The sequence below is a fragment of the Mesorhizobium terrae genome (genome assembly GCF_008727715.1).
GTDB lineage: Bacteria > Pseudomonadota > Alphaproteobacteria > Rhizobiales > Rhizobiaceae > Mesorhizobium > Mesorhizobium terrae.
In genome coordinates, this window is record NZ_CP044218.1 from 2,476,357 (window position 1) to 2,492,500 (window position 16,144).

Sequence of the window (16,144 nt, forward strand, 5' to 3'; positions counted from 1 at the left end):
CCGTCGCCTTTGGAGAGAAGCCGTGATGCGTGAGACGGCCGTTGGCCCGCGCGTTTTGTTGAAACGGCTCCGCGAGCTCATGCAGGAGCCGCTGGAGCCGCAGGAGCGGCTTGACCGCATCGTGCGCGACATCGCCTCCAACATGGTCGCGGAAGTGTGTTCGCTCTACGTGCTGCGCGCCGATTCCGTACTGGAGCTATACGCCACCGAAGGTCTCAACAAGAACGCGGTTCACTTGGCGCAGCTGCGCCTCGGTCAGGGTCTCGTCGGCACCATCGCCGCCTCCGCGCGACCGCTCAATCTTTCCAACGCGCAGGAACATCCCGCCTTCGCCTATCTGCCGGAGACGGGCGAGGAGATTTACCACGCCTTCCTCGGTGTGCCGGTGCTGCGGGCCGGGCGCACCCTCGGCGTGCTGGTCGTGCAGAACCGCACCAAGCGCGTCTATCGCGAGGACGAGGTCGAGGCGCTGGAAACCACGGCGATGGTGATCGCCGAGATGGTCGCCACGGGCGACCTCGCCAGGCTGTCGCGGCCCGGTATGGAGCTCGATCTCAGCCGACCGGTCTCCTTTACGGGTGTGTCCTTCAACGACGGCGTCGGGCTCGGCCATGTCGTTCTGCACGAGCCGCGCATCGTCGTCACCAACCTGTTCAACGAGGACAGCGAGGAAGAAATCCGCCGGCTGGAGGAATCGCTCGGTTCGCTCAGGCTTTCCATCGACGACATGCTGGAGCGCCGCGACGTCGCCTTCGAGGGCGAGCACCGCGAGGTTCTGGAAGCCTATCGCATGTTTGCCAATGACCGCGGCTGGGTGCGGCGGCTGGAGGAGGCGATCCGCAACGGCCTGACCGCGGAAGCGGCGGTCGAAAAAGTGCAGTCGGACATGCGCGCCCGCATGATCCACATGACCGATCCTTATCTGCGCGAGCGGATGAGCGATTTTGACGACCTCGCCAACCGGCTGCTACGCCAGCTGATGGGGCGCGGTCCGGAAGACATCGCTGCCTCTCTGCCCAAGGATGCCATCATCGTAGCCCGTTCCATGGGCGCCGCCGAATTGCTCGACTATCCGCGCGACAAGATGCGCGGACTGGTGCTTGAGGAAGGGGCGGCGACCAGCCACGTCGTCATCGTGGCGCGTGCGATGGGCATTCCGGTCGCCGGCCAGGTCAAGGGCGCCGTCTCGATGTCGGAAAACGGTGATCCAATCATCGTCGACGGCGAAGAAGGTGCGATTCACCTGAGGCCGCAGGCCGATCTCGAGGCAGCCTATGCCGAGAAGGTGCGCTTTCGCGCGCGCCGGCAGGAACTCTATCGCGAGCTGCGCAAGAAGCCTTCCGAGACCAAGGATGGCGTCAAGATCGACCTGCTGATGAATGCGGGCCTTGCGGTCGACCTGCCGCAGTTGGTGGAATCGGGCGCTGCCGGCATCGGCCTGTTCCGGACCGAGCTGCAATTCATGGTGGCCGCCACCTTCCCGCGCGCCGAGGCGCAGGAAAAGCTTTATCGCGATGTGCTGGAGGCGGCGCGCGGCAAGCCGGTTACCTTCCGCACCATCGATATCGGGGGCGACAAGGTGTTGCCCTATTTCAAGAACGCCACGCTGGAAGAGAATCCGGCGCTCGGCTGGCGCGCAATCCGCCTGACGCTCGACCGGCCAGGGCTGCTGCGGACGCAGATCCGCGCGCTGCTCAAGGCAGCTGGCGGGCGCGAGTTGAAGGTTATGCTGCCGATGGTCACGGAGCTCGGCGAGATCGCGCAAGCGCGCGAGATCATCGAGCGCGAGGTGCGGCATCTGTCGCGGTTCGCCCATCATTTGCCGACCAGCCTCAAGCTGGGCGCCATGCTGGAGGTGCCGTCGTTGCTGTTCCAGCTCGACGAGCTGATGAAGGTGGTGGATTTCGTTTCCGTCGGTTCCAACGACCTGTTCCAGTTCGTGATGGCGGTGGACCGTGGCAATACCCAGCTCGCCGACCGCTTCGACCCGGTGTCGGTGCCGTTCCTGCGTGTCCTCAAGCAAATCGCCGATGCCGGCCATCGCAACGACACACCGGTGACGTTGTGTGGCGAACTTGCCGGCAAGCCGATCTCGGCGATGGCGCTGATCGGCCTCGGTTTCCGCTCCATCTCGATGTCGCCGGCGGCCATCGGCCCGGTCAAGGCGATGCTGACCGACCTGCCGCTGGAAGAGCTGGAAGCCTTCTTCGCCGATAATCTCAGCCAGCCCGCCACCGGCATGCCGATCCGCGCGCTGCTGCAGGCCTTCGCGGACGACCGCGGCATTCCTTTGTAAGAAACCTTCGATATCCCATGATCAATCTACCCCGCGACCGCATGGACCAAGTCGTCAAGCGTTTCGACATGCTCGAGGCGCAGATGGCGGCAGGCCCTGCGCCGGATGCCTATGTGAAGATGGCGGCCGAGTATTCCGACATCCAGGAGCTGGTCGCCAGGATCCGTGCGTTGCGCGCCGCCGAGCGCGAGCAGGTCGATCTTGAGGCGATGCTCGGCGACAAGGGCACGGATGCCGAAATGCGTGCATTGGCCGAAGCCGATCTGCCTGCGGTCAAAACGCGCATCGAAACCCTGCAGCAGGAAATCCAGATCCTGCTTCTGCCCAAGGACGCGGCCGACGAACGCAATGCCATCCTGGAAATACGCGCCGGCACCGGCGGCGACGAGGCCGCGCTGTTCGCCGGCGATCTCTATCGCATGTATGAGCGCTATGCCGCCTCCAAGGGCTGGCGTTTCGAGGTGGTCTCCGCCAGCGACGGCGATATGGGCGGCTTCAAGGAAATCATCGCCTCGGTTTCCGGCAAGGGCGTGTTCGCGCATCTGAAGTTCGAATCCGGCGTGCACCGGGTGCAGCGCGTGCCGGCAACCGAAGCGCAAGGGCGTATCCACACTTCGGCGGCGACAGTGGCGGTGCTGCCGGAGGCCGAGGAAGTCGATATCGAGATCAAGGCGGAAGACATCCGCATCGACACCATGCGCGCTTCCGGTTCCGGCGGCCAGCACGTCAACACCACCGATTCGGCGGTGCGCATCACCCACTTGCCCACCGGCATCATGGTGGTGCAGGCGGAGAAGTCGCAGCACCAGAACCGCGCGCGCGCCATGCAGATCCTGCGGGCCCGGCTTTATGACATGGAGCGCAGCCGTGCCGACGAGGAGCGTTCGGAATCACGCAAGTCGCAGGTCGGTTCCGGCGACCGCTCCGAACGCATCCGCACCTACAATTTCCCGCAGGGGCGTCTCACCGACCATCGCATCAACCTCACCCTCTACAAGCTCGAGCGGGTGATGGAGGGCGATCTTGACGATGTGGTCGGTGCGCTGATCGCCGATCACCAGTCGAAACTTTTGGCCGACATGAAGGAAGCGTGAGGCGCGAAAAGCGGTGAAGTCGATCGATCCCGCGCTTTCCACGACGCTTGGTGCTCTTCATCGTGAAGCACGGCGACGGCTCGAATCCGCTGGCATCGACGGCGCCGCGTTCGACGCCAGGCTATTGGTCGAGCATTTCACCGCCACCACGCGCGCCGAGGCGATCTCCGATCCAGACCGAATGGTCGATGCCCAAGCGGTGGCCGCAGCCGATGCCGCTCTCACGCGTCGCATCGTCGGCGAACCGGTCCATCGCATTCTTGGCTTTCGCGAGTTTCACGGGCTGCGGCTCAACCTTTCCGCTGAAACGCTGGAGCCGCGCCCCGACACGGAGACGCTGGTCGACGCAGTGTTGCCCCTCATTGCCCAAATGGTCGAACGGCATGGCACCTGCCGTATCCTCGATCTTGGCACGGGCACCGGCGCGATCGCACTGGCGCTTCTGGCTGCGGTTCCACAGGCCGTCGCCGTCGGTGCCGATATCTCCGATGATGCTCTGGCCACTGCCTTGCGCAATGCCCGAGACCTTGGCCTGTTGGAACGGTTCACGGCCACGAAGTCCGACTGGTTCGGCGCTATTTCCGGGCAATTTGATGTAATCGTCTCAAACCCACCCTATATAAGCAGCGCCGAGATCAAAACGTTGCAGAAGGAAGTGCGCGATTTCGATCCGCTGCGCGCGCTGGACGGCGGGGCCGATGGGCTTGATGCCTATCGGGTGATCGCTAGAGAAAGCGCAAGCCATCTGAAAGCCGGCGGAATCGTCGCGGTGGAGATTGGCAGTTCCCAGAATACGGACGTGACCGGAATTTTCCACGACGCGGGATTTCCGGTGGTAACGGCGTTGCGCGATCTGGGTGGAAACGATCGTGTGCTTGTATTTGCGAGAGATGGAAAAGCTTGAAGGTGCGGCGAAAAACCGCTTGGCAAGGCTAAGGAATGCGGCTAGGGTCGATTTACCGGATGAGACGAAGCAGGCAGTGCTCTTAGCGATTCGGTTTCCTTTGAAATAGCTGCCTTCTTGCGAAACGACGCTCTAGCTTCGTGCGGGAATCATCCGGCAAGTGATGTAACCGGAACAGGATGACACGTGGCGCCAACGCAATCGATGCGTGCGAGCACCGGTGAAACACCGAAACGGCAGGCTGCATGAGCGCCGCCGTACACGATGATTTTTCAAGCTTTTGAACCGAAGAGACCCTGATGAGGCCACAACAGCAGAATAGACGTATGCGCGGTCGCAATAACAATGGCGGCGGCGGCAACAACAATAATAACAATAACAACCGCAAGGGCCCGAACCCGCTCAACCGCAATTATGAGAGCAACGGTCCGGATGTGAAGATCCGTGGCTCTGCCCAGCAGATCGCCGAGAAATATGCGACCCTCGCACGCGACGCGATGAGCTCTGGCGACCGGGTGATGGCGGAGAACTATCTCCAGCACGCCGAACACTACAACCGCATCATCGCCGCCGCGCAGGCGCAGATGCCGATCCAGAACTTCCAGCAGAATCGCGACGACTTCGACGACGATCTCGACGAGGAACGCGAGGACTTCGACAACGGCGCCAATGTCGGCGAAGGCCAGCAGCCCGGCAACAATGGCTCGGGCCCGCAGCCGATGATCGAGGGCACGCCGGCAGAGGTCGCGCTCAATTCCGAGAATGGTCGTGATAACAACGGCCGCGAAAACGGTTATCGCGACAACAACGGCAATCGCAACCACCGCGACCGGCGCCACAACAACAATTACGGCCAGCGCGGCGACCGTGGTCCGCGCGGCGAAAATGGCAACCGGCGCGATGAGGCCCAGCCGCAGGCTGCGGCGCAGGCCGAGCCCGTTGTTGCTGCTGTACCCGCTGAGCCGGTTGTGGTGATTGCCGCCGAACCGGCGGCAGCGCCGCAATTCGAGAGCTTCAACCCGGCAGCGCTCGCCGCGCAGGCTGAAGCCCGCGAAGCCGAGACCGAAGCTGCAGCGCCGCGCCGCGCCAAACGTCCGCGCAAGCCGCGCGCCGAGAGCGCCGAGGCCACAGCCGAAACGGCAGAGCCAGCGGCCAGCGCCGAAAGCTGAGCGCTCCGAAATTGTTGATTGCAGGCGGCGGGGAGAAATCTCCGCCGTTTTTGTTTGTCTGCGCTATAGTTCGCCGTCAGACGGCGCCGTGAAATATCTGCCTTGATCGGCATCAAGGCGTCTTGAGAGACAGGGGCTTACGTCCCATATCACGGTCGAACAGGGTCCGGCTCAGAAGAGCGGGTCCGTCACCAAGGCTGATCCGGTGCCGCAAAGCGGGCCGGTGACGGAAGGAGACAATGATGAATCTTGAAAAATATTCCGAGCGCGTGCGCGGTTTTATCCAGTCCGCGCAGCAATATGCGCTCAATCGCAACAATCAGCAGTTTACGCCCGAACACGTCCTCAAGGCACTCATCGATGACGACGAAGGTTTTGCCGCGTCGCTGATCGAGCGGGCAGGAGGGCGTCCGCGCGATGTCGAAGTCGGCGTCGACGCAGCCCTCAACGCATTGCCCAAGGTCGAAGGCGGCAACGGCCAGCTCTATCTGGCGCAGCCGCTCGCCAAGGTGTTTTCGACGGCCGAGGATCTGGCCAAGAAATCCGGCGACAGCTTCGTGACGGTCGAGCGCCTTTTGCAGGCGCTCGCCATGGAGAAGTCCGCCAAGACCGCCGACATCCTCGCCAAGGCCGGCGTTACCCCGCAAGCCCTGAACCAGGTGATCAACGACATCCGCAAGGGCCGCACCGCCGATTCGGCGTCCGCCGAGCAGAGCTACGACGCGTTGAAGAAATACGCGCGGGATCTGACCGCCGATGCCCGTGCCGGCAAGCTCGATCCGGTCATCGGCCGCGACGACGAGATCCGCCGCACCATCCAGGTGTTGTCGCGGCGCACCAAGAACAATCCTGTGTTGATCGGCGAGCCGGGCGTCGGCAAGACGGCGATCGCCGAGGGCCTGGCGTTGCGCATCGTCAATGGCGATGTGCCGGAATCCTTGAAGGACAAGCAGCTGATGGCGCTCGACATGGGCGCGCTGATCGCCGGTGCCAAATATCGCGGCGAGTTCGAGGAGCGGCTGAAGGCCGTGCTCAACGAAGTCACCTCGGCTGCCGGCGGCATCATTCTGTTCATCGACGAGATGCACACGCTGGTCGGCGCCGGCAAGGCCGATGGTGCGATGGATGCGTCCAACCTGCTCAAGCCAGCGCTGGCGCGCGGCGAATTGCACTGCGTTGGCGCGACCACGCTCGACGAGTACCGCAAATATATCGAGAAGGACGCGGCCCTTGCCCGCCGCTTCCAGCCTGTCTTCGTCGATGAGCCGACCGTGGAGGATACGATCTCGATCCTGCGTGGTCTGAAGGAGAAGTATGAGCAGCACCACAAGGTGCGCATCTCCGACTCCGCCCTGGTTTCGGCTGCGTCCTTGAGCAATCGCTACATCGCCGACCGCTTCCTGCCTGACAAGGCGATCGACCTGGTCGATGAGGCAGCTTCGCGGTTGCGTATGCAGGTCGATTCCAAGCCCGAAGCGCTGGATGAGATCGACCGACGCATCATGCAGCTGAAGATCGAGCGCGAGGCGCTGAAGGTCGAGAAGGACGACGCGTCCAAGGATCGCCTCGGCAGGCTCGAGAAGGAATTGACCGGGCTCGAGGAGGAGTCCGACGCGCTGACCGCGAAGTGGCAGGCCGAGAAGCAGAAGCTCGGGCTGGCCGCCGACCTGAAGAAGCAGCTCGACGAGACCCGAAACGAATTGGCGATCGCCCAGCGCAAGGGCGAATTCCAGCGCGCGGGCGAGCTTGCCTACGGCAAGATCCCCGAACTCGAGAAGCAGCTTGCCGAGGCCGAGGCCCGCGACGGGCAGGGCGGTGGCATGGTCGAGGAGGTGGTCACGCCGGACCACGTCGCCCAGATCGTGTCGCGCTGGACCGGCATTCCGGTCGACAAGATGCTGGAAGGCGAACGCGACAAGCTGTTGCGCATGGAAGACGAGATCGCCAAGCGCGTCGTCGGCCAGGGCGAAGCCGTGCAGGCCGTGTCCAAGGCCGTCCGGCGTGCCCGCGCCGGCCTGCAGGATCCGAACCGACCGATCGGCTCGTTCATGTTCCTCGGTCCCACCGGTGTCGGCAAGACCGAGCTCACCAAGGCTCTCGCCTCGTTCATGTTCGACGACGAAAGCGCCATGGTGCGCATCGACATGTCGGAGTTCATGGAAAAGCACTCGGTCGCCCGCCTGATCGGCGCGCCTCCCGGCTATGTCGGCTATGAGGAGGGCGGCGCGCTGACCGAAGCGGTGCGGCGCCGGCCCTATCAGGTCGTCTTGTTCGACGAGATAGAGAAGGCGCATCCGGATGTCTTCAACGTGCTCCTCCAGGTGCTGGACGACGGTCGCCTGACCGACGGTCAGGGCCGCACCGTCGACTTCCGCAACACGCTGATCATCATGACGTCGAACCTTGGCGCCGAATATCTGGTCAATCTCGGCGAAGACCAGGATGTCGACACCGTGCGCGACGAGGTTATGGCGGTGGTGAAGGCTTCTTTCCGGCCGGAATTCCTCAACCGTATAGACGAGGTCATCCTGTTCCACCGGCTGCGCCGCAAGGATATGGGCCGGATCGTCGAGATCCAGTTGAAGCGGCTGGAGAACCTGCTGGTCGACCGCAAGATCGCGCTCAACCTCGACGCCAACTCAATCGAGTGGCTGGCCGACAAGGGTTACGACCCGGCCTACGGCGCGCGGCCGCTGAAGCGGGTGATGCAGAAGGAACTGCAGGATCCTCTCGCCGAGAAGATATTGATGGGCGAGATCCTCGATGGTTCGACCGTCAAGGTGACTGCGGGTTCCGACCGGCTGAACTTCCGCTCGAAGCCGACGGTGACCGCGGAAGCCGAGAAGGCTGCCTGACTAGGCTCTCAGCCTGACAGACTATGCGATTTAATGGCGTGCCTCTTCTGTGATGAAGGGGCGCGCCTTTTTATTGGCTATCGCGGCTATCCGGCGAAGCGCTTCGCGCCGGCCACGCACAGCACGACGCCAAGGGTGACGACCACCATGGCGGGGCTGACTTTCTCATGCAGCAGACCTGCCGCCAGCGCGAGGCCGAAGAAGGGCTGGAGAAGCTGTAGCTGCCCGACCGCGGCGATGCCGCCCTGCGCCAGCCCGCGATACCAGAAGATGAAGCCGATCAGCATGCTGAAGAGCGAGACATAGGCGAGCCCGGTCCAGGCAGCCGCGCTGACGTCGTGAAGTGTCGGCGGAAAGGTGACGATGCTCAGGCCCAGCATCACCGGCAGCGACAACACCAGTGCCCAGCAGATGACCTGCCAGCCACCCAGCCGGCGCGAGAGCTTGGCGCCTTCAGCATAACCCAGGCCGCAGACGATGACGGCCGCCAGCATCAGCAGGTCTCCGACCGGCGAGGCGGACAGGCCTTGCGAAATCGCGAAGCCGGCCACCAGCGCGCTGCCGAGGCAGGAGAACAGCCAGAATGCGGGGCGCGGCCGCTCGCCGCCGCGCAACACGGCGAAGATGGCGGTGGCCAGCGGCAGAAGGCCGATGAAGACAATGGAGTGCGCCGAGGTGACATGTTCGAGCGCCAGCGCGGTCAAAAGCGGAAAGCCGACCACCACGCCAAGCGCGACGACGACGAGCGAAACGAGGTCGTCGCGGCTTGGGCGCTTCTCGCGAAAGACCATCAGCAAGGCGAGACCGAGCAGGCCGGCGAGCGTGGCGCGCGTCACGGTCAAAAAGACCGGGCTGAAATCCATCACCGCCACGCGGGTCGCCGGCAGGGAGCCGCTGAAGATCAGCACGCCCACGAAACCGTTGATCCATCCGCTCGTCGCTTTGTCCATGCGCAAACTCCTTGCAATCCGGCTAACCTTATCGGCGGGATCGAGGTGGCGGAGCCAGATACAATGCGGTACAGTTTGATATAACTGTTATGGATACGGTGGCATTACAGATGGATGGCCTGACCAACCCTTCGGGCAAGGGCGAAACGCTGATCGAGACTGTCATGGCAACGGTGCGGCAGCGCATCTCGGCGCGCCAGCTGACGCCGGGCGCCAGGCTGCCTTCCGTGCGGGCCTTCGCCAAAACCATGCAGGTTTCCACCTCGACCGTGGTCGAGGCTTATGAAAGGTTGGCGGCCGAAGGCGCGATCCGTTCGCGTCCCGGCTCGGGCTTCTATGTGTGCGGTCCGCTGGCGCCGCTGTCGCTGGCCGAAGTCGGGCCAAGGCTGGACCGGGAAATCGATCCGTTCTGGGTGTCGCGCCAGTCGCTCGAAGCTGGTGAAGGGGTCCTGAAACCCGGCTGCGGCTGGTTGCCTGCCGATTGGATGCCGCAACCGGCGCTCAGGCGGGCGTTGCGCGCCATCGCCCACGCCAAGGATCCGGTATTGGCCGACTACGGCACACCGCTCGGACTGGCTCCGTTGCGCCAATTGCTTGTGCGCCGCATGGGCGAGTACGGCATCGAAGCGTCACCCAACCAGATCGTGCTCACCGAATCGGGCACGCAGGCAATCGATCTCTTGTGCCGGCTGCTGCTCGAGCCGGGCGATACGGTGCTGGTCGATGACCCCTGCTACTTCAATTTTCACGCGCTTCTGCGCGCGCATCGCGCCAACATCGTCGGTGTGCCCTATACGCCCACGGGACCGGATCTCGACCTGTTCGCATTGGCGCTCGCCGAGCACCGGCCGCGCCTCTACATCACCAATTCCGCGCTGCATAATCCAACCGGCGCAACGCTTTCCCCGGTGACCGCGCATCGTCTTCTCAAACTGGCCGATCAGTCGGGCCTGACGATTGTCGAAGACGACATCTTCGCCGATTTCGAAATGGAGCCGGCTCCACGGCTGGCGGCTTTCGACGGGCTGAACCGCGTCGTCCACATAGGCAGTTTTTCCAAGACGCTGTCGGCCTCGGTGCGTTGCGGCTACATCGCAGCGCCACAAGAATGGATCGAGCGACTGACCGATCTCAAGATATCGACCAGCTTCGGCGGTGGACGGCTCTCGGCGGAACTGGTTCTGGCGCTGCTGAAGGACGGCAGCTATCGCAAGCATGTCGAGGCGCTCAGGCAGCGCCTGTCGGCGGCAATGGCCGAAACAGTCAAGCGGCTTGAACCGCTCGGCATCCTGCCATGGATCGAACCTCGCGGCGGCATGTTCTTGTGGTGTCGCTTGCCGGACGGACACGATGCGGCCGATATCGCCCGCCGCGCGCTTGCCGAAGATATCGTGCTGGCGCCGGGCAATGCGTTTAGCGTTTCACGGACGGCCAATCGGTACCTGCGCTTCAATGTCGCCCAGTCACGGGACGAACGCATATTCCGCGTGCTCTCGGCTGCGATGGGGGCCTGACGCAGCAGCAATCAATCATCTCTCGCTTCGGCGGAGGCGGTGCATCCTTGGTCGAAGCGGCGCGGAAGGCCGACTGGATGGACGGTCTCGGTGGAAATGTGTTCACTATGAGAGATTGCGAAGTGCAATTCATTGCAATCTTAGCTGGAAATCGAGCCGATCACCTGCTAGAAGGCGCGACCTATTTCAAGCATCAAATGATTCCGATCATGACCCGCCGCTTTGAAATCGTTCTCGGTTACGCATTCTTTGGCCTTGGATTTGGCGTTTTGGCCATCGCACTGGCATCGGCCGTGGCGGCGGATACCCTTTTGGGGGAACATTTCTCGGCGTGGATCATAGCCGGCACGTTCGGATTGGCGGCCGTCGGTGCCGCGATCGGATTTGCCGTCGCCAGAAACGTTCCTGCCGAGCAGCTAGGCAAGGCGCGGTACACCGGCACGCGGACGCTGCTTTATGTGCTCGGTCCCATGCTGGTCGTCGCACTCGTGGCGATCATCATCGGCTTTCCGCCGCAATAGCCTTTCGAGGCGACCATCGCCTTCTCTATGAATATCGGCTGTCGCGGGTTAAGCCGCACCAGGAGAAGGAATTTGGCTTGACCCTCGACGACTACAACGCCTTCTGCGCTTCCTTGCCGGCGACCTCGCATGTCGTGCAGTGGGGCGGCGCCCATGTCTGGAAGGTCGGCAGCAAGGTCTTCGCCATCGGCGGTTGGAGCGAGACGTCCTCGGTTCCCTTCGTCACTTTCAAATGTTCGGATATCGCCTTCGATATTCTGAAGGAACAGCCGGGGTGTCGTCCGGCACCTTATCTGGCCTCGCGCGGCATGAAATGGATTCAGCGGGTGACCGCCGAGACCATGGATGACGAGGCGCTGAAAGACTATTTGCGCGACAGCCATCGTCTGGCAGGGCGCAACCTGACGAAGCGCGAGCGCAGGGAGCTCGGCCTGGATAGTTAGAGCAGGGGCTAGGTTTGCCTGGCCTCGAAGTCGCGCAAACGCTGCCGCACCGCCATGTTCATGCCTAGTTCATGGTGAATTCGTTAGGTGGATTTTGGCCTCGCAGGAGTTGGGGTGACTCTCGGCAGATGGACAAATCGGTGACGAACGCGCCTGAGAGTTTAGACAACATGCTGCGCACAATGTTTTCGCTATCCGCTGTCGCCCTGGCGGTTCTGCTGTCGTCGGGAGCGATGGCATCGACATCGCCGACACAAGAACCCGAGGTTCGAGCCGCACGCGCTGCCGAGGAAGGCATCCGCGTCGCGCAGAACGGTGACTACCAGGTTTTCTACGACGGCAAGGGAAACCGGGTCATCGTCGATCCCGCCACCGGCAAGGTGATTGCGGTACAGCCGCCGCAGACGCGTTTCGACCGCCGGGCGCTGCGCCTGGAAAACCGGCAGCGGCAAATTGAACGCGCCGCTCCCGATGACGACCGCTATTATCTCGACGATCCTGAGGACATGGCTCGTCTCAGGCGCCGGCAGATGGAAGATCAGCGCGCCTATCAGTATCCGGAAGACGACGGCGGTGCCTATGACAATGCAGCGCCTGGCGACTATTCGGCAGACTCCTTCCCACCGGCACCCGGGAGGGTCGACCGATACGGCAATCCTTATCCGGCCGACCCTCAGCAGCCTGGTATCACCGCACCGCAACCTGTGCAGCGTCAGCCGTTGAAGGAAGCGTCGATCGAACCCGCGCGGCCGCCGCAGCCCGACAGCGCAACACCCTCGGCAGAACCGCCGGCGTCCGGCAAGGCGGCACTCAGCCCGTCGCTTTCGCTCGGCGCGCGCGAGGACGTGGCGGCATTTCAGGTTTTGCTCGATCGTGCCGGCGCTTCGCCGGGCGCGATCGACGGGCGTTTCGGCTCCAACATGGACAAGGCGCTCGCTGCCTATCGCGAGATCACCGGAACCAATCTGAAATCGACCGACACCGCCGCCATCAAGGAGGCGCTGGAGAAATCGGGCGGACCTGCTTTCGCGACCTATTCCATCACCGCCGAGGATGTCGCCGGTCCCTATGTCGCTTCGATCCCGGAGGACTACAGCCAGAAGGCTCAACTGCAACGCATGGGCTACACGTCGGTGACCGAGGCGTTGGCCGAACGCTTTCACATGGACGAGGCCTATCTCAAGGCGATCAATCCGGGCGTCAACTTCAATCGCCCGGGCACGCTGATCAAGGTGGTCAATTTTGGCAAGCTGGTGCAGGCGCCAGTGGCGCGCATCGTCGCAAACAAGAGCCTGAAACAGGTTTTCGCCTATGACGCGTCCGGCAAGCTGGTGGCCGCATTCCCGGCAACGATCGGCTCGTCCGATACCCCTTCACCCACCGGAATCCACGCGGTGTCACGCGTCGTCTTCGATCCCAACTATACCTACAACCCGAAGCTCAATTTCAAGCAGGGCCAGAACGACAAGGTGCTGACGATCCCGCCGGGACCGAATGGGCCGGTCGGCTCGATCTGGATCGCGCTCGACAAGCCGACCTACGGTATCCACGGCACGCCCGAGCCGTCCAAGATCGGCAAGACCGAAAGCCATGGCTGCGTGCGATTGACCAATTGGGATGCGGCCGAACTGGCCAGGCTGGTGAAGCCGGGCGTGCCGGTGGAATTCGTGGACTAGGAACCTGACCGGCCATAACTGCGGCGCCAAAGCGAGATTTTAGCTGCAGCGCTTGGTTCTGTCTGAAAACCGATATCGATTTGGCCGTCTCTGCGCTAAGCAAGCGCATGCAGGCGCGCAGCGACACCGGCACTGACGGCATTCTTGGCGGAGCCGACGCCTCGGCCGACTCTTTCTGTCCGCAGCGCAGCCGGCGTTATGTGCTTTTTGCCGCCATTCTCGCATCGGCGCTCGGCTTCATCGATGGTTCGATCCTGGCAATTGCGATGCCGGTATTGCGGGCCAATCTCGGTGCCAGCCTGGTTGAGGCGCAGTGGATTTCAAACGCCTATGCGCTCACGCTTTCGGCGCTGATCCTTGCCGGCGGTGCCGCCGGCGACCGCTTCGGCCTCAGGCGAGCATTTGTCGCCGGCATCGCGATGTTCGTGATTGCCTCGATCGCCTGCGCGCTTGCGCCGGATGCTCCGATGCTGATCCTGTTTCGGGCAATCCAGGGCATCGGTGCCGCCGTCATGGTGCCGGGCAGTCTCGCCATCATCGCCAAGGCCTATCCCAAGAGCGAACGCGGTCGCGCCATCGGCATATGGGCCGCGGCCTCGGCGCTCACCACGGCGCTTGGACCCGTGATCGGCGGCATCGTTCTGTCCAGCTTTGGCTCCGGCATCTGGCGCGCCATCTTCGCCATCAATCTGCCGCTTGGAGCGCTGGCGATCTGGTTGCTGCTCGCCAAAGTCCCGGCCGATTCGCCTGCGCAGCAGCGCGGTCTCGATCTCGGCGGCGCGGCTCTCGCGACGCTGGCCTTTGGCGCCATGGCCTACGGGCTGACCGCGATGAATGCCGGTGGCGATGGCAAATCCGGGCTGATGAACCTCGCGGCTTTCGGTCTCGGGCTTGCCGCGCTCGCCGTCTTTCTTCTCTGGGAGCGCCGCCAGCGGGAACCGATGGTCGATCTCGGCCTCTTCCGGATCGCCGCCTTCACCGGCGCCAATGCGGCGACCTTCTTTCTCTACTTCGCCTTGTCCGCCGTACTGTTTTATCTGCCCATGCTGCTGATCGCCGGTTGGGGTCTCAGCACGGCCGAAGTCGGGTTCATCTTCCTGCCGCTGTCGGCGGCGATCGCGCTGCTTTCCGGCCCGGTCGGGAAATGGTCGGACCGCATAGGGCCGCGATTGCCGATCGCCTTCGGCAGCTTCGTCGTCGGCATTGCCTTTGCTGGCCTGGCGGTGCTGGCCGGGACCGGCTTCAAGGGTTTTTGGGAAGGGGTTTTCCCACTGATGGTGGTGATGGGGCTGGGCATGGCGCTCGTCGTGTCGCCACTCTCGACCGCCATCATGACTGCGGTCGAAGACAAGGACACCGGGGCAGCGTCAGGCATCAACAATGCAATCGCGCGGCTCGCCGGTCTGATGGCAGTCGCGGCGCTGGGTGCCGTGGCCAGCCTGGTCTATGCGGCGGCCGGCGGAGGCGTTGTTGGTGTCGAATTCGGCGCTTTGCCCGAAACGGTGTTGGGTCCGACGGTCGAAGCGACACGGCTGGCCGCCACGGATCGCGCTTTCCAGGCGGTCGCGATGATCTCGGCCTTCATGTGTTTTGTCGCCGCCTTGGTGGCCTGGATCTCGCAACCTGCGAAGACCGTTACACAGCACTGATCGGCCAGCCCGGGCGAGGGAGCTTGGGTTGAAAGCCTCTGACAGCATTTTATTAACCATCTTCCTGCTTCCGCGTGGGTATCGCGGTAACCGGCGCCGTCCCGTTTTGCGCGCATGCCGGCAGCCACTAATGTGCTAAAATGTTTCGGCGCGAGACCTGATCGTGCATGGGTAGAGGGCGGCATGTCGAACAATGATCTGCAACGGCGCAACATCAGCCGTGCCGCTTCGAATGATGAGCGCTGGCCGAACTGGCACATGCTCGCGTTTGCCGGCTGCTGGGTGTTCGCGGTGAGCGGCTTCTTTGCGATCGCCGTCTCCGTCAACCTCTTCGAACGGATCAACCAATTCACCCGTACCTATGAAAAATGGCAACTCGACGAGTTGTTCTCGCTGCTTTTGTGCGCCGGTGTCGTGTCGCTGTTCTTCCTGGCAATCCGCACCCGGCAATTGGCACGCGAAATCACACGCCGCGAAGTGGCCGAGAAACTCGCCCACGATTCGGCCCGGCATGATCCCCTGACCGGTCTCGCCAACAGCCGGCGTTTCCGCGAAGCCCTGACCCTGGCGATCGAGAGTGCCAGGCAGAATGAAGGGAGCTGCGCGGTGCTGTTCATCGATCTCGACCGATTCAAACCGGTCAACGATACGCATGGTCACGCGGTTGGCGACGAGGTGTTGATGGACGTGGCACGGCAGATCGCGCAAGCCGCACCGGCGGGCGCGACAGCCGCCCGGCTCGGCGGCGATGAATTCGGCGTCATCGTCCTGGCTGTCCCTGGCCGAGAATCGGTGCTGTTTTTGTCCCAGCGGTTGTCGCGCGACATCGGCAAGGCGCGAGCGGTGGGCGAGGTGCAGGTGGAAGTCGGCGCCACTGTCGGTATCGCGATCTTTCCCGACGACGGTCACGATGCCGATTCGCTGATCAATGCCGCCGACCAGGCAATGTATGCCGCCAAACCCTCGCGGCGCGGTCCGATCGGCCGCGGCGACATGCAAAGCGGAGCTTTTGGCAATTAGCGGCGGTCCGCCAAAGCGCTACTTGGTGGCGCTGGCCATCTTCAGCGACGTGC

At 63.2% G+C, this 16,144-nt stretch carries 13 protein-coding genes (1 of these 13 cut by a window edge); 11 read left to right on the forward strand and 2 right to left on the reverse strand.

From position 1 onward, the window contains the following. Window positions 1–25 precede the first annotated feature (25 nt). The 5 genes from ptsP to clpB all read left to right on the forward strand — a co-directional run bounded on the left by ptsP (window position 26) and on the right by clpB (window position 8,318). Window positions 26–2,296, forward strand: a complete 2,271-nt coding sequence (gene ptsP / locus FZF13_RS13370; protein ID WP_024922648.1) for a phosphoenolpyruvate--protein phosphotransferase — start codon at window positions 26–28, stop codon at window positions 2,294–2,296. 17 nt (window positions 2,297–2,313) lie between these two features. Continuing rightward, complete coding sequence (gene prfA / locus FZF13_RS13375; RefSeq protein WP_024922647.1) at window positions 2,314–3,390, forward strand: peptide chain release factor 1; 1,077 nt, start codon at window positions 2,314–2,316, stop codon at window positions 3,388–3,390. Between the two features lie 22 nt (window positions 3,391–3,412). Beyond that, a complete protein-coding gene (gene prmC / locus FZF13_RS13380) occupies window positions 3,413–4,294 on the forward strand; it encodes a peptide chain release factor N(5)-glutamine methyltransferase (RefSeq protein WP_036254637.1) in 882 nt (293 codons plus the stop codon). Window positions 4,295–4,620: 326 nt separating this feature from the next. Then, a complete protein-coding gene (locus tag FZF13_RS13385; protein ID WP_244431346.1) occupies window positions 4,621–5,463 on the forward strand; it encodes a DUF4167 domain-containing protein in 843 nt (280 codons plus the stop codon). Between the two features lie 242 nt (window positions 5,464–5,705). Then, on the forward strand, window positions 5,706–8,318 hold the full coding sequence (clpB, locus tag FZF13_RS13390) for an ATP-dependent chaperone ClpB (protein WP_024922644.1): 2,613 nt from the start codon (window positions 5,706–5,708) through the stop codon (window positions 8,316–8,318). An 86-nt stretch (window positions 8,319–8,404) separates the two neighbouring features. Here the strand turns inward: clpB and FZF13_RS13395 are convergent, their stop codons facing one another. Continuing rightward, window positions 8,405–9,268 carry a DMT family transporter gene (locus FZF13_RS13395; protein ID WP_024922643.1) on the reverse strand — a complete coding sequence of 288 codons (864 nt, stop codon included), beginning with the start codon at window positions 9,266–9,268 and terminating at the stop codon, window positions 8,405–8,407. Window positions 9,269–9,378: 110 nt separating this feature from the next. Here FZF13_RS13395 and FZF13_RS13400 point away from each other — a divergent pair, with 110 nt between their 5' ends. The 6 genes from FZF13_RS13400 (at window position 9,379) to FZF13_RS13425 (ending at window position 16,091) form a co-directional block, all read left to right on the forward strand. Continuing rightward, on the forward strand, window positions 9,379–10,782 hold the full coding sequence (locus tag FZF13_RS13400) for an aminotransferase-like domain-containing protein (RefSeq protein WP_024922642.1): 1,404 nt from the start codon (window positions 9,379–9,381) through the stop codon (window positions 10,780–10,782). Between the two features lie 47 nt (window positions 10,783–10,829). Beyond that, window positions 10,830–11,303, forward strand: a complete 474-nt coding sequence (locus FZF13_RS13405; protein ID WP_024922641.1) for a hypothetical protein — start codon at window positions 10,830–10,832, stop codon at window positions 11,301–11,303. A gap of 77 nt (window positions 11,304–11,380) precedes the next feature. Next, window positions 11,381–11,746, forward strand: a complete 366-nt coding sequence (locus tag FZF13_RS13410; RefSeq protein WP_024922640.1) for an MmcQ/YjbR family DNA-binding protein — start codon at window positions 11,381–11,383, stop codon at window positions 11,744–11,746. Window positions 11,747–11,916: 170 nt separating this feature from the next. Further along, window positions 11,917–13,422 carry a L,D-transpeptidase family protein gene (locus FZF13_RS13415; RefSeq protein ID WP_024922639.1) on the forward strand — a complete coding sequence of 502 codons (1,506 nt, stop codon included), beginning with the start codon at window positions 11,917–11,919 and terminating at the stop codon, window positions 13,420–13,422. A gap of 107 nt (window positions 13,423–13,529) precedes the next feature. Then, entirely contained in the window at window positions 13,530–15,071 is a 1,542-nt protein-coding gene (locus tag FZF13_RS13420) for an MFS transporter (protein WP_036254640.1), read from the forward strand. Window positions 15,072–15,254: 183 nt separating this feature from the next. After that, window positions 15,255–16,091, forward strand: a complete 837-nt coding sequence (locus tag FZF13_RS13425) for a GGDEF domain-containing protein (RefSeq protein WP_024922638.1) — start codon at window positions 15,255–15,257, stop codon at window positions 16,089–16,091. Window positions 16,092–16,109: 18 nt separating this feature from the next. Here the strand turns inward: FZF13_RS13425 and FZF13_RS13430 are convergent, their stop codons facing one another. Continuing rightward, a protein-coding gene (locus FZF13_RS13430; RefSeq protein ID WP_024922637.1) for a M23 family metallopeptidase crosses the window boundary here: on the reverse strand, window positions 16,110–16,144 show its 3' portion. The gene runs 1,927 nt beyond the window's last position; the window shows 35 of its 1,962 coding nt (coding positions 1,928–1,962); its start codon lies beyond the right edge, outside the window; its stop codon occupies window positions 16,110–16,112.

Bases quoted from the DNA above. Each gene is read 5' to 3' on its own strand.
- FZF13_RS13420 (WP_036254640.1), top strand. From the start codon at position 13,530: ATGCAGGCGCGCAGCGACACCGGCACTGACGGCATTCTTGGCGGAGCC.
- FZF13_RS13400 (WP_024922642.1), top strand. From the start codon at position 9,379: ATGGATGGCCTGACCAACCCTTCGGGCAAGGGCGAAACGCTGATCGAG.
- clpB (WP_024922644.1), top strand. From the start codon at position 5,706: ATGAATCTTGAAAAATATTCCGAGCGCGTGCGCGGTTTTATCCAGTCC.
- ptsP (WP_024922648.1), top strand. From the start codon at position 26: ATGCGTGAGACGGCCGTTGGCCCGCGCGTTTTGTTGAAACGGCTCCGC.
- FZF13_RS13385 (WP_244431346.1), top strand. From the start codon at position 4,621: ATGCGCGGTCGCAATAACAATGGCGGCGGCGGCAACAACAATAATAAC.
- prfA (WP_024922647.1), top strand. From the start codon at position 2,314: ATGATCAATCTACCCCGCGACCGCATGGACCAAGTCGTCAAGCGTTTC.
- FZF13_RS13415 (WP_024922639.1), top strand. From the start codon at position 11,917: ATGCTGCGCACAATGTTTTCGCTATCCGCTGTCGCCCTGGCGGTTCTG.
- FZF13_RS13425 (WP_024922638.1), top strand. From the start codon at position 15,255: ATGTCGAACAATGATCTGCAACGGCGCAACATCAGCCGTGCCGCTTCG.
- FZF13_RS13395 (WP_024922643.1), bottom strand. From the start codon at position 9,268: ATGGACAAAGCGACGAGCGGATGGATCAACGGTTTCGTGGGCGTGCTG.